The sequence below is a fragment of the Pelomonas candidula genome (assembly GCF_043555985.1).
GTDB lineage: Bacteria > Pseudomonadota > Gammaproteobacteria > Burkholderiales > Burkholderiaceae_C > Pelomonas > Pelomonas candidula.
Map to the genome: position 1 here is coordinate 26488 of NZ_JBIGIC010000019.1, position 13341 is coordinate 39828.

General features: G+C 69.0%; 12 protein-coding genes. 6 read left to right on the top strand and 6 right to left on the bottom strand.

What is annotated here, in order from left to right:
* Positions 1 to 25 precede the first annotated feature (25 nt).
* From ACG04R_RS26050 to ACG04R_RS26065, 4 genes are all read left to right on the top strand, one after another.
* The gene (locus ACG04R_RS26050; RefSeq protein ID WP_394416957.1) at positions 26 to 712 is read left to right on the top strand and encodes a PEP-CTERM sorting domain-containing protein; all 687 of its coding nucleotides are present in this window, start codon (positions 26 to 28) and stop codon (positions 710 to 712) included.
* Positions 713 to 806: 94 nt separating this feature from the next.
* Positions 807 to 2036 (top strand): bifunctional glutamate N-acetyltransferase/amino-acid acetyltransferase ArgJ, encoded by a 1230-nt coding sequence (argJ, locus tag ACG04R_RS26055; protein ID WP_394416959.1) that lies wholly within the window; start codon positions 807 to 809, stop codon positions 2034 to 2036.
* 92 nt (positions 2037 to 2128) lie between these two features.
* Positions 2129 to 4258 (top strand): prolyl oligopeptidase family serine peptidase, encoded by a 2130-nt coding sequence (locus tag ACG04R_RS26060; protein WP_394416961.1) that lies wholly within the window; start codon positions 2129 to 2131, stop codon positions 4256 to 4258.
* On the top strand, positions 4258 to 4704 hold the full coding sequence (locus tag ACG04R_RS26065) for a GNAT family N-acetyltransferase (RefSeq protein WP_394416963.1): 447 nt from the start codon (positions 4258 to 4260) through the stop codon (positions 4702 to 4704). Before ACG04R_RS26060 ends, ACG04R_RS26065 begins: the two co-directional genes overlap by 1 nt.
* 66 nt (positions 4705 to 4770) lie before the next feature.
* Here the strand turns inward: ACG04R_RS26065 and ACG04R_RS26070 are convergent, their stop codons facing one another.
* From ACG04R_RS26070 to ACG04R_RS26080, 3 genes are read right to left on the bottom strand one after another with little or no spacing between them, the layout of a single operon-like run.
* Positions 4771 to 6066, bottom strand: coding sequence for a hypothetical protein (locus ACG04R_RS26070; RefSeq protein ID WP_394416965.1), 1296 nt, complete (start codon positions 6064 to 6066; stop codon positions 4771 to 4773).
* Between the two features lie 58 nt (positions 6067 to 6124).
* Positions 6125 to 6784, bottom strand: coding sequence for an alpha/beta hydrolase (locus ACG04R_RS26075; RefSeq protein ID WP_394416967.1), 660 nt, complete (start codon positions 6782 to 6784; stop codon positions 6125 to 6127).
* Entirely contained in the window at positions 6768 to 7223 is a 456-nt protein-coding gene (locus ACG04R_RS26080; RefSeq protein ID WP_394416969.1) for a GNAT family N-acetyltransferase, read from the bottom strand. Before ACG04R_RS26080 ends, ACG04R_RS26075 begins: the two co-directional genes overlap by 17 nt.
* A gap of 53 nt (positions 7224 to 7276) precedes the next feature.
* Between ACG04R_RS26080 and ACG04R_RS26085 the strand changes: the two genes are divergently transcribed.
* Positions 7277 to 7948, top strand: a complete 672-nt coding sequence (locus tag ACG04R_RS26085) for a histidine phosphatase family protein (protein ID WP_394416971.1) — start codon at positions 7277 to 7279, stop codon at positions 7946 to 7948.
* 27 nt (positions 7949 to 7975) lie between these two features.
* Here the strand turns inward: ACG04R_RS26085 and ACG04R_RS26090 are convergent, their stop codons facing one another.
* From ACG04R_RS26090 to ACG04R_RS26100, 3 genes are all read right to left on the bottom strand, one after another.
* Positions 7976 to 8689, bottom strand: a complete 714-nt coding sequence (locus ACG04R_RS26090; protein WP_394416973.1) for a PEP-CTERM sorting domain-containing protein — start codon at positions 8687 to 8689, stop codon at positions 7976 to 7978.
* Positions 8690 to 8718: 29 nt separating this feature from the next.
* Complete coding sequence (locus ACG04R_RS26095; protein WP_394416975.1) at positions 8719 to 10845, bottom strand: MHFG family PEP-CTERM protein; 2127 nt, start codon at positions 10843 to 10845, stop codon at positions 8719 to 8721.
* Positions 10846 to 11108: 263 nt separating this feature from the next.
* Positions 11109 to 11786 (bottom strand): PEP-CTERM sorting domain-containing protein, encoded by a 678-nt coding sequence (locus ACG04R_RS26100; RefSeq protein ID WP_394416977.1) that lies wholly within the window; start codon positions 11784 to 11786, stop codon positions 11109 to 11111.
* Positions 11787 to 11985: 199 nt separating this feature from the next.
* On the opposite strand from ACG04R_RS26100, the gene ACG04R_RS26105 reads away from it, so the two are divergent.
* Complete coding sequence (locus ACG04R_RS26105; RefSeq protein WP_394416979.1) at positions 11986 to 13224, top strand: class I SAM-dependent methyltransferase; 1239 nt, start codon at positions 11986 to 11988, stop codon at positions 13222 to 13224.
* The last annotated feature ends 117 nt before the right edge of the window (positions 13225 to 13341 follow it).

Here is a 13341-nt window from a genome sequence, read left to right on the forward strand (position 1 = left end):
CCCTGACACGAACGGAAAGACTTCAATGAAGAACATCCTCGTTGCAAGCCTCATCGCTGCAGGCGCACTCGCTTCCCAGGCAGCCTTTGCTGCCAGCACTGTCGACATCAAGTGGAATGGCGTGGACACGGCGGGCGTCAAGCTGAGCACGATGGACACCAGCACGTCTGCCAGCGTGCCGGTCACCAGCAATTACGCCACCACGGCGTTGAACTACTCCTACGTCGGCGGCGACAGTTTCATCGCTTACTGCATCGAGCCCTCGGAAGGCAATGGCCGCATCGGTCGTACGCAGACCTACAACGTCGAGAGCTTCACCGGCCTGCAGGCACAGCATCTGCAAGGTTTGTTCTCCACGGCCTACGCCGGTCTGACGACCTACAACGACAAGGCGGCCTTCCAACTGGCCGTGTGGGAAACGGTCCTGGAGACTGGCAACTCGCTGAACGTGAACACCGGCAGCTTCACGTTGCTGGGTGATGCCGCCGCCAATGCGACCGTGTCGTCGCTGGCGAATTCCTTCCTGGCCCAAGCGCTGGCGTACACCGGTCCGAATCGCTATGCGCTGACCAAGCTGACCAACAGCGGCCTCCAGGATCTGATCACCGCCACGCCGCTCGCGGCTGCGGTCCCGGAACCCCAGTCCTACGCGCTGCTTCTGGCCGGCCTGGGTGCTGTCGGCTTGATCGCCCGCCGCCGGCTGCCGCGCTGATCGGCGCGCATTCCTTGCAAAGGCTCCTTCGGGAGCCTTTGTCGTTTTAGCTTCCTACAATCCGCGCGCTTTCCCTGAACCCACCGAGCGCGCCATGCCCGTCAATCTCTCCGCCCCCGATCCCGCCACCCTGTTGCCCGTGCCGGGCGTGCGCCTCGGCGTGACGATGGCCGGCGTGCGCAAGGCCAACCGGCGCGATCTCAGCGTCATCGCCCTGGATGAGGGCGCGGCCGTGGCCGGCGTGTTCACGACCAACCGCTTCTGCGCCGCCCCCGTGCAGGTCTGCCGCGAGCACCTGGCCGGCGGCTCGGCCATCCGTGCACTGCTCATCAACACCGGCAATGCCAACGCCGGCACCGGCGCCGACGGCCTGGCCCGCGCGCGCGAGACCTGCCAGGCGCTGGCCGGCCTGATCGGCTGCGCGCCGGAACAGGTGCTGCCGTTCTCCACCGGCGTCATCATGGAGACGCTGCCCGTCGACCGCATCGTGGCCGGCCTCCCGGGCGCGCTGGCCGCGCTGAAGGCCGACAACTGGGCCGAGGCCGCCGCCGGCATCATGACGACGGACACGATCCCCAAGGCCGCCTCGCGTCGCGTGACGATTGGCGGCGTGCCCGTCACGCTGTCGGGCATCTCCAAGGGCGCCGGCATGATCCGGCCCAACATGGCGACGATGCTGGGCTTCGTCGCGACCGACGCCAACATCGCGCCGGCGCTGCTGCAGCCGCTGGTCAAGCAGGCCGCCGACGCGTCCTTCAACCGCATCACCATCGACGGCGATACGTCCACCAACGATTGCTTCATGCTGATCGCCAGCCGCAAGGCCGCGCACGCCGAGATCACGTCGCTGGACAGCGCCGACGCCCGGGTGCTGCGCGAAGCGCTGATCTCGCTGGCGCAGGAACTGGCCCAGGCCATCGTGCGTGACGGCGAAGGCGCCACCAAGTTCATTGCCATCACCATCGAGGGCGGCCGCGACGAGGCCGAGTGCAAGCTGGCGGCCTACGCCATCGCGCACTCGCCGCTGGTCAAGACGGCGTTCTTCGCCAGCGACCCGAACCTGGGGCGCATCCTGGCCGCCGTGGGCTACGCCGGCATCGGCGACCTGGACCAGAGCCTCATCGATCTCGACCTGGACGACGTCGCCGTCGTGCGCCAGGGCGGGCGCCTGGCCGAATACCGCGAGGAAGACGGCCAGCGCGTCATGAAGCAGGCCGAGATCACGATCCGCGTCGGCCTGAACCGCGGCACGGCCAGCGCCACTGTCTGGACCTGCGACCTCAGCCACGACTACGTCAGCATCAACGCCGACTACCGTAGCTGATCGTTCACAGGGTTTTATCGCATGACCATCGGCGCCGCCCCGCGGCGGTGCCGAGAATCCCGGGCTTCTTGAACTCAGGATCACCCCGCCTGATGAAGCTCACCCTGCCCACCCTTGCCATCGCAGCCATGCTCGCCACAAGCGCCCAGGCTCAAGGCCTCAGCTACCCCGCCACGCGCCAGGTCGACCAGGTCGACACCTACTTCGACACGAAGGTCGCCGACCCCTACCGCTGGCTGGAAGACGACAACAGCGCCGAGACCAAGGCCTGGGTCGCCGCGCAGAACGCCGTCACCGACAAGTTCCTCGAAGCCATGCCGCAGCGCCTGCCGGCGCGGCGCATCTACACCGAGCTTTACAACTTCGAGCGTATCGGCATCCCGTTCCACGAGGGCGATCGCTACTTCTGGACGCGCAACGACGGCCTGCAGCAGCAGAACGTCATCTACTGGGCCAAGTCGCTGAAGGACAGCCCGCAGGTGGCGCTGGACCCCAACGGCCTGTCTAAGGACGGCACGGTGGCGCTCAGCGGCCTGGCGCCGTCGCGCGACGGCAGGCTGCTGGCCTACGGCGTGGCCGGCGCCGGCTCGGACTGGCAGACCTGGAAGGTGCGTGACCTCGCCACCGGCCAGGATCTCGCCGACAAGATCGAGTGGATCAAGTTCAGCAGCGCCTCGTGGACGGCCGACAGCAAGGGCTTCTTCTACGCCCGCTACGACGCGCCCAAGGAGGGCGAGGCGCTGAAGGGCGCCAACTACTTCCAGAAGCTCTACTACCACCGCCTCGGCACGGCCCAGGCCGACGACGTGCTGGTGGCCGAGAACCGTGACGACAAGGAGTGGGGCTTTGGCACCGAGGTGTCGGACGACGGTCAGCTGCTGCTCATCAGCGTCTGGAAGAGCGCCGGCAGCAAGAACGGCCTGATGGTGCTTCCGCTGCCCAAGGGCGCCTTCGCCGGTGGCAAGCCCCAGCCCATCACGCTGGATTTCGACGCGCAGTACGTTCCCGTCGCCGCGCATGCCGGCCAGCTCATTGTCAAGACCGACAAGGGCGCGCCGCGCGGCAAGCTGGTCAGCATCGACCTGAAGCACCCCGCCCCCGCCGGCTGGAAGACGCTCGTCGCCGAGGGCCCGGACGCGATGACCGGCGCCTCGGCTGTCGGTGGCCGCCTGCTGCTGAGCTACCTGCATGACGCCGCGACGCTGGTGCGCGTGCACGGCGCCGATGGCAAGCGTCTCAGCGAGGTCAAGCTGCCCGGTGTCGGCACTGCCAGCGGCTTCGGCGGGCGCTGGAGCGATAGCGAGACCTTCTTCAGCTACACCAGCCTGACGACGCCGGCCGAGATCCACCGCTTCGACGTGAAGACCGGCAAGACCGAGCTGTTCAAGAAGCCCAAGACCGCCTTCGACGCCGATGAGTTCGAGACCCGCCGCGAGTTCGTCACGAGCAAGGACGGCACGCGCCTGCCCGTTTTCATCGCGGCGAAGAAGGGCCTGAAGCTGGACGGTACGAACCCGACGCTGCTGTACGGCTATGGCGGTTTCGACATCGCCATGACGCCGGCCTACAGCGTCACGGTGGCCGCATGGCTGAAGATGGGCGGCGTGTACGTCATGGCCTCCATCCGTGGCGGCGGCGAGTACGGCTCCGCCTGGCACGAGGCCGGTACGCAGCTGAAGAAGCAGAACGTCTTCGACGACTTCATCGCCGCCGGCGAATGGCTCGTCAAGAACAAGGTCGCCAGCCCCGCGACGCTGGCCATCAACGGTGGCAGCAACGGCGGCCTGCTGGTCGGCGCGGTGACGAACCAGCGCCCCGACCTGTTCGCTGCGGCCGTGCCGCAGGTGGGCGTCATGGACATGCTGCGCTACCAGAACTTCACGATCGGCTGGGCCTGGGCGACCGACTACGGCAAGAGCAGTGACAGCCCGGAGATGTTCAAGGCGCTGTACGCCTACTCGCCTTTGCACAACATCAAGAGCGGCGCGAAGTACCCGGCCGTGATGGTGACGACGGGCGACCACGACGATCGCGTCGTGCCGGCGCACAGCTTCAAGTACACCGCCACGCTGCAGGCGGCCGACACCGGCCCGGCGCCCAAGCTGATCCGCATCGAGACCAATGCCGGCCACGGTGCCGGCAAGCCGACCTCGAAGATCATCGAGGAGCGCAGCGACATCCTGGCCTTCATCGCCCACACGATGAAGCTCGAGGTGAAGTGATGGCGGAGGTCGCGATCCGCGACCTGGGCGTCGGCGATGTCGACGCCCTGCTGGCGCTCTACGAGCACCTGAACGCGGGCGATGCGCGGCCTTCACCCGAGGCGGTGAAGGCCGTGTTCGCCCACCCGGGCCTGTGCCATTTCGGCCTGTTCGTGGGCGACGTGCTGACGGCGAGCTGCAACCTCGCCGTCATTCCCAACCTGACGCGCGGCGGCCGCAGCTACGGCGTCATCGAGAACGTCGTCACGCACGTCGATCACCGCGGCCAGGGGTACGGCCAGGCGGTCATCCGCCACGCCATCGAGCAAGCATGGGCGGCAGGTGCGTACAAGGTCGTGCTGACGACCAGCCGCAAGGACCCGGCCGTGTGGGCGTTCTACGAACGCTGCGGATTCGACAGCGGCGACAAGCGGGCCTTTGTCATTCGCCGGCCTGCCACCGCCTGAGCCCGCCGCCCCGCTCGCGGCTGCTGCTGTCAGGTTTCCCTCTGCCTGCGCGCTTCAAGCGCGCGCCTAGAAGTTGACGGCCTTGGTCTTGAGCCCGCGCGCCACCAGCGTCGCGTTGATGAGTTGGGCCTGCTCCCGGCTCGGGAAGGGCCAGATCGTGGCGCGCCAACCTTCGGGCGTCTGGATGACGTCGGCTTGCAGCGAGTCGGGGTTGCTGTGCACGCCCTTGAGGCCCTCCTTCATCTTCTTCAGCAGCGCCTCGGCGTCGGCCTTGCTGCCTGCGGGGCCCACCAGGGCGACGGCAACCTGGTTCGGCGCCTCGGCCATGCGTGCCAGGCGTGGGTCGGCCGGCTCGGCCTTGCTGGCGGGCTCGGTCGCTTTGTCGGCAGGCTTCCCTGACGCCTTTTCGGGTGTCTTGTCGATCGCTTTGTCGGTGGGCGTTTCCGCAGGCTTGTCGGGCACTGCGGCCTTGCCGCTGGACAGCAGCGGTGGCCGCTTGATGCCGTCGTTGCGCTCGACAAGGTGTGGGCGGATGTCCGGCTGCTGGTCGGCCGCCTGGCTGGCCGCCGGCTCGGCGGCGGAGGCGGCGGCCTCGGCAGGCCCGGAGGCCGCGACCGGCGGCGCCGACGCGGCGGGTTCGGTGCCGGCGGGGGCGGACGGTGCTTCCACAGGCGCCGACGCCACCGCTTCGGGCGCGGACGCCGCCACTTCCGGCGGCGCGACCGGCTCGGCGGCCGGGTGAGGCCACAGCAGCCACGCCCCGATGGCGACGAGCAGTGCCAGTGCGGCTGCGGCGCCACCCGCGCGGATGGGGTCCCACAGGCGTCGGCCAACGATCTGCGACGGGATGCCGCGTCCGCACAGCACGCGGGTGCGGGCACTGCCGGTGTCGATGCCGGCGCTCATCAGGTAGAGCTCGAACGGCCAGCCGCTGTGGGTGGCGGCCAGCTTCTCGTCGATGACGATGACGCGCCAGGGCTGCGACTCCGGCGTCGCCGGCGGTTCGGTATAGCCGTGGGCCAGCGCGAAGCGCTCGATGCGGCTGGGGCTCAGGCCCGGCAGGAACTTCTCGCTGAAGGCCCGCCACTGCTGCTGCCGCGGCCGGCCGGGCAGGAGACGGGTCAGGCCCTTGAGCTTCTGCGACCAGACTGCCCAGCGCGACACGGGCGGCATGCCGTGCAGGTCGTCGAAGGCGCTGACCACGTCGGTCAGCACAGGCTCCACCACGCCGCCTGCCTGCGCCGTCGCGCGCACGAAGGGCAGGGCGACGACGCCGACCGTGTGCACATCACCCACGCCGATGCGGCGCGCGAGGGGATGGCGGTTGTGCCAGTCGACGATCTGTTCGGGCAGGCGCTCCATGACTGCTTGATCTTCTCCGAGCTGCCGGCGCGTTGGCGGCCGGAACAGCGACCCGAACTCAGCCCAGTTGCTTCAGCAGCCAGGCGTTGATCGCCTCGACCTCCTCGGCGCAGACCGAGTGCGGCATCGGGTAGTCGTGCCACTCGACGTCATGGCCCAGCGCGCGCAGCGCGTCGCGGCTGGCAATGCCGCGGGCCGGCGCGACGATGGGGTCCTGCGTGCCGTGGGCCAGGAAGATGGGCAGGTCGGCGTTGGCGGCCGAGCGCTCGGCCGCCGTCGTCGCGGCCAGCGGCAGGTAGCCGGACATGCCCACCGCGCCGCCCAGGCGATGCGGGTAGCGCAGCGCCGTCATCAGCGTCATCGCGCAGCCCTGGCTGAAGCCCATGACGACGATGCGCTCTGCCGGCATGCCGCGCTCGCGCTCGCGGTCGATGAGCTCGGCGATCTGCTGCTGCGACTCGCGCAGCCCGGCTTCGTCTTCGCGGCGCACGAGGTCGGTGACGAGGATGTCGTACCAGGCGCGCATCACATAGCCGTTGTTGATCGTGACGGGCCGTTGCGGCGCGTGCGGGAACACATACCGCACGGGGCCGATGGCGCTCAGGTCCAGCTCGCCGCAGATGGGCACGAAGTCATAACCATCGGCACCGAGGCCGTGCAGCACGATCAGCGTCGTGCGCGGGTTGGGGCCGGTCTCGATCTCATGGGTTTGCAGCATGGGGTTTCCAGTCTTCGCGATGCAGTTCAAAAAGCTTGTCGCCGTGGGCGTCCAGGCCGTCGGCCAGGGGCCGCCAGCCGGCGCGTCGGTAGAAGGCCTCGGCGCGCGAGCCGGGCTGCGTGCCGAGGTCCAGACGTTGGTGGCCCTGCGCGAACAGCCAGTCCACCATCACGTCGTGCAGCTGTCGGCCATAGCCCCGGCCGTGCAGTGCCGGGTCCACGAACATGGCCCAGATGTGGCCGTCGCGGGCGTCGCCAATGGAGAAGCCGGCAATGCGGCCGGGTTCCAGCTCGACGACCCAGCCGCGGCCGAAGTCTTCCAGGTAGGCGTGCAACTCGGCGTCGGTGATGCGGCCCGGTGTCAGCGTGTTCTCGGTGACGGCGTAGCGCACGCGCCAGATCTCGGCGGTGTCGTCACGGGTGGCTTGTCTCAGCGGCATGGCCGTCATTGTCGCGACAGTCGGCGGCCTCGCCGCCGTCGATGATGCGGGCCATGGGAAGCCTCTACCTCGTCCGCCATGGCCAGGCCAGCTTCGGCGCGGCCGACTACGACCAGCTCAGCGCCACCGGCCACGAGCAGTGCCGCCTGCTGGGCGCCTACTGGCGCGAGCGTGGCCAACGCTTCGACGCCGTGTTCACGGGCACGCTGAAGCGGCATGCGCAGTCGCTGGCCGGCATTGTGGAGGGCTACGGCGAGGATCTATCTGCCGTCGCGCTGCCTGGCCTGAATGAGTACGACGGCGAGGCTGTCGTGCGCGCGCTCCATCCGGAGCCTGCGAGCGCGCCGACCGACCCTGAGGCCGTCAAGCAGCACTTCCGCCTGCTGCGCCAGGGCCTGCTGGCGTGGATGCGCGGTGAGACGGCGCCGGCGGGCATGCCCTCGTATGCGGAGTTCTCCGCCGGCGTGGCCGACGCACTCGGCCGCGTGCTGGCGCTGGGCGTCGGCCGGCAGGTGCTCATCGTCTCCAGCGGCGGCCCGATCTCGACCGCCGTGGGCCAGGTGCTGGCCTGTCCGCCCGAGTCGGTCGTGGAGCTGAATCTGCGGCTGCGCAACGCGGCGGTGACCGAGTTCGTGTTCAACCCGAAGCGGCATCACCTCGTCACGTTCAATGGGCTGCCGCAGCTGGACACGGCCGAGACGCGCGGGCTGGTCACGCACGCCTGAACGGCGTGCGTGTGGGCGCTCAGCCCCTCAGCCCCGGTTGCGGCGGCGCGATGCGGCGACGGCGCTGGCCAGCGCCAGGCCGGCCAGCGCCAGCGAGGCCGGTTCGGGAACGTTGCCCCCGCCGCCACCTCCCCCGGAGCCGGAACCTCCGCCACCGCCGCAGTCGGACGTCGTGCAGGCGCTGAACTGCATGTTCAGCGACAGCAGGTCGCCGCCGATCTCGTAGTGGCCGGGCACGAAGTTGTTCTTGGTCGGGTCGCCCTTGTCGGGCACCCAGTAGGTGAAGCCGATCTTCAGGTGCGGGCCCACCGCCGGGTCGATCGCCAGCGTCGTGCCCAGCAGATCGATCTGGAACATCATGACGCTGGCGAGGGGGATGTCGGGGTTGGCGTCCAGGCAGATGCCGCCCGAGGTGCCGCCCAGGCAGCCGTTGCCGTTCAGCTCCTGCGCCGAGTAGGACCACACGCTGCTGGACGACGGCAGAATGTTCGTGACCGTCGCGCCGGTGATGCCGGTCAGCGGCCCGAGATCCTTGAAGCCCAGGAAGCCGAGGTTGGTGTCGGTGCTCCAGTTCCCCGTCGCCTGGTCGGCGTTGGTGATCTTGAAAGTGAAGGAATCGGCGTCGAGCTGGTTGAACTCGAAGCTGACGCCTTGGGACGACAGCAGATAGTTGGCCTGGGCCGAGGCGCAGGCCAACGTCAGTGCGGCAACGCAGAACCGGTGTATCGATGTACGCAACATGATGTCCTCCATAAAGTCTCGTTCGGGTATCAGCGCCTGACCGTGGCGGTGCTGGACGACTGGTTGCCCGCGGCATCGGTTGCACGGGCCTCCAGCGTGTAGCTGCCCGCCGCCAGCTTGGTGGTGTTCCACTTGAAGCTCAGGCTGGCGCCGCTGCCGCTTGCCACCTGGCTGCCGTTGATGAGCAACTGCAGCTTCAGGCCCGCCGGGCCCATGTTGTCGCTGGCGCTGACGCTGACGGTCACGTTGCCGGAGACGACGGCGCCGTTGGCGGGCGAGCTGATGGCGACGACGGGCGGCGTCGTGTCCGGTGCGACCGCGACGGCGTTGTTGACGGTGACCGAGACCGCGGGCGAGCTGCCGGCATTGCCGGCCGCGTCATAGGCCACGGCGACGAGCGTGGCGCCGCCGTTGGGCAGTTGGGTCGTGTCCAGGCTGAAGCCGTAGGGCGTCGTGGTGTCCGAGGCGAACACGCTGCCGTTGACCTTCAGGTCCACGCGGGTGACGCCGATGTTGTCGCTGGCGCCGACGTTGACGGCCAGCAGGCCGCTGACCGTGCTGCCGTTCCCCGGCGAGCTGATGCTTGCGCTGGGCGCCTGGGTGTCGAGGATGGCGGTGGTCAGCGCGGCCTGCACGGCCGCGGAGGCATTCACGCGGCCCCAGCCGTAATAGCTGTCGCGGCCCGGGGCGCCCAGGTCGACACTGCTGCTGTACAGCAGGCTTTCCAGCTGCGTGTTGCTCATGTCCGGCCGGGCCGACATCATGAGTCCCACCACGCCTGCGACCAGGGGGCTGGACAGCGACGTGCCCCACCAGGTCTGGTAGCCGCCACCGAGGGTCGTGGTCCAGATGTCCTGCCCGGGTGCCGCGATGCTGATGTAGCTGCCGTAGCTGGACCACGAGGTCTTCACGTCGTTGGCGTCGGTCGCGGACACGACGATCATGGTGGTCGTGGGCGTGTAGCCCTCGTCGATGCCGTTGTTGCCGGCTGCCACGACGACGAGGCCGCCGCGCGACCGCATGTACTGTGCCGAGGCCTGCACGGTGCTGCTGGCGGAGACCCCGCCGTAGGAGATGTTGGCGACGCGGGCGCCGTTGTCGGAGGCCCAGCTCAGGCCTTGCGCCACGGTGCTCCAGTAGGCGTAGGCGTTCGGGTCGGCGATGCGCACCGGCATGATGAACGACTGCCCGGCCGTGCCGGCCACGCCCACGCCGTTGTTGATCGAGGCCGCCGCGGCACCGGCCACCGCAGTGCCATGGCCGTTCACGTCGGCCGTGTTGCTGTTGTTGTCGTAGAAGTTCCAGCCCGCCACGAGGTGGCCGGCGAGATCGGGGTGCGTGCCGTCCACCCCGGTGTCCAGCACGGCGATCGTCACGCCGCGGCCCTGGGTCGTGTCCCAGGCCGTGGGCAGGCCCAGCTTGTTCAGATGCCATTCGCTGCCGGCATAGGGATCGTTTGGCGTCAGCGCCGGCACGGCGAGCTGGTCGAGCTCGGCGAACTTCAGGTGCGGGTGCCGGGCCAGCGTGGCCGCCACGGCCTTCTCGGATGCCGTGGCCGGCAGGTCGAACACGTAGACGCCCGGCGGCCCAAGGCGGCGCGCCGAGCCGCCGTGCACCGCGGCGATCTTGCTCACCTCCTTGGCGCTCAGGCCGGCCCGCGCGCCGACCAGCACGCGCCTCGGTGCCCACACGGCCTGCGCGCCGGCCCCCGTCGGCTTGTGGGCCAGCTCGGCGATGGCCTGCCCGACCATGTCGGTCGCCAGCGGTTTGACGCGGGCCAGGTGCCGCCCCTGCGTCGTGACGAGCACGCAGTCGCCCTGTTCGCAGAACACGAGGGCGCGCTCGGCGTCGTCCTCGGCCCACCGGCTGCGGCTGACCGCCGGACAGAATCGGTTGCCGAGCTTCATGTCGAGCAGCGTGGCCTCGTAGGCCTGCTGACCCGTGATGCCGTCGCGCGCGATGACGACGGTGTCGTCGAAGCGCAGGGCCCGCACCTTGCTGGCCAGCCGGTCGCGGTGTTCGGCCGGCAGGTCCTTGAGGCGTTCGACCTGCACGCCCAGGTCGCCGGTCTGTGCAGGGAGGCCACCGCGATGCCACTCGCAGCTTCCGGCGGGCGACAACGCCGTCGAGAGGGCCAGGGCGGCAAGCAGGGCCATGAAGGACTCCCAGCACGAGCGAGTGAAATAACTCGACTTCAGTCTAGGGATACGGCGCTTGGGCGGTATGCCGCGAGTGCGCTAACTCATTTGGGGGGGATGGCGCTGAATTGTCAGCGTTGTCAAGGTTTAGGCGTCGCGACGACGGTCGTGCCGCCGGCGCGTGCAATGCGGCAGCCCGCGGTTCCGGCGGCGCATGGCCGACCCGGAGCCCGCGGGCTGCAAGTAGTTCTGGCGAGGCCGGCCGATGTGCCGGCGCGGCGTCAAGCCGAGCGGCGGCGGCGCGAGGCGGCAGCAACGCCGGCCAGGGCCAAGCCGGCCAGAGCCAGCGAGGCGGGTTCCGGCAGGTCCCGCGTGGTGCCGGAAGGTCCGGCCGTCGGCGGGTCCACGACGTCGGTCACGAGGACCGTCGGGGGCACGTAGGTCATCGTGGTCGACAGCAGGTCGCCAATCGGCTTGCTGCCCGTCTTGTCGGTAAAGCCGACCTTCAGTGCGGGGGCGATGGCGCCTGTCAGATCGATGCCGGTGCCCAGCAAGTCGATGGTGAACACCATGTCGCTGGTCATCTGGATGTTGGGGTTGGCATCCAGACAGAAGGCGCCGGAGTTGCCGGTCTTGTTGCAGCCTTGACCGGCCAGCTCGGTGTGCGAGTAGGCCCAGCTGATCGTCGTGCTGGGGGAGGGGGTGACGCTGACGTTCACACCAGTCAGGCCGGGCAGCTTGCCGCCCAGGCCGTCGAAGCCCAGGTAGCTCAGGTAGCCGGCCGTGCTCCAGTTGCCGCTCGGCGTGTCGCCGTTCAGGATCTCGAGCGTGAAGGTGTTGCTGTCCACGACATGGAAGGTGAACGTCACGTCCTGGCTGGTGGTGACGTAGTCGGCATGGGCGGCGGCGGCCAGCGTGGTCAGCAGCGAGGCGGCGATGAGGCACAGGGACTTTGACATGGGTCTTTCTTCGTGGTCGGCCGGAGGTCGTGGATCGACTTCAAGTTAGGGGGAGTCTGTCGGCCCGACCCGGTTTGTGCATCCCCGCTGCCGTGGGGGGCGACGGCCCATAGCGTGTGGAATTGGGCATTCAAGCCACAAGCTCCCCTGAAATGAGGGGGCTCCGGCGGGCGCGGGCCGCTGTCCGACAATCGCGCCGATGTCCGCGCCCCTCTTCACCTCCCTCGTCAACCCGCCCCCCGCCGCCACGGCGCCCGCGCGCGACCGCTTCCTGCATCTCGTCCGCCTGGCTCTCGCCAGCGGCCAGTTCGGCAAGCTGCTGCTGTCCGGCCCGGTGGGAGACGACGAGGACGTCGAGCGGTTGACCGTGCGCGCCATCGAGCTGCGCGGCGAGCCGGCGCTGAGCTTTCTGTGGCGGCACCGTACGAAGGACGTGACCAAGAACCACGCCCCCGAGGCCGGCCTGGCCGAGATCGCCACGCTGCTGGGCGCGCGTTTTCGCAATGCCCACCTGCACACGGCCGCCGAGGAGGTGCAGTTCGCCGTCAGCCGCAAGGGCCGGGAGACGTTGCGGGTCACGCGCGTCGACGGCGCAGAGGCCCAGGCACCCGCCGCGCATGACAAGGCCAAGCAGCGCCCGCTGGACATGGCGCATCCGGTGTGGTCCTCGCTGGGCCTGACCCATCTCGTCAAGGGCGAGGCGGCGCTGGTGCCGGCGATGGCGCGCAAGTGGAAGCAGATCAACCGCTTCGTCGAGATCCTGTCGTCGGCCGTCGACGAGGCCGGCCTGCAGGGCCCGGTGCGTGTGGCCGACTTCGGTTCGGGCAAGGGCTACCTGACCTTTGCCGTGCATGACTGGCTGCTGGCCCACGGCCTGCAGCCTCGCGTGACGGGCATCGAGCTGCGCGACGACATGGTGAAGCTGTGCAATGCCGTCATCGAGGGCGAGCAGCTCAGCGGCATCCGCTTCGACCAGGGCGATGTGCGTACGCAGGCCGTGCAGCCGCTGGACGTGATGATCGCGCTGCATGCCTGCGACATCGCCACCGACCATGCGTTGCACGTCGGCCTGCAGTCGGGTGCCAGGGTCATCATGAGCTCACCCTGCTGCCACAAGGAGCTGCGCCCGCAGATGACGCTGCCGGCCGTGCTGCGGCCGATGCTTCAGCATGGCATCCACCTGGGCCAGGAAGCCGAGATGGTGACCGACTCGTTGCGCGCCCTGCTGCTGGAGAGCCAGGGCTACCGCACGCAGGTGTTCGAGTTCATCGCGCTGGAGCACACAAGCAAGAACAAGATGATTCTGGCCGTGAAGGCGCAGGGCGCCGCGGCCGAGGCGCTGGCCGCGCGCCGGCCCGAGCTGCTGGCGCAGATCGCCGAGATCAAGCGCTTCTACGGGCTGCGGGAGCAGCGGCTGGAGCAGTTGCTGGCGGCCTAGCTTCGAGGGTGAGGTGTTTTGAGAAGTTGTTGATAACGAGAGTGATTCGCATTTGCAAATAGAATGCAAAGCTTCCTGAGCGCCCGTCGGGCGTTCGACGTCACTCCCGCTGTCTTC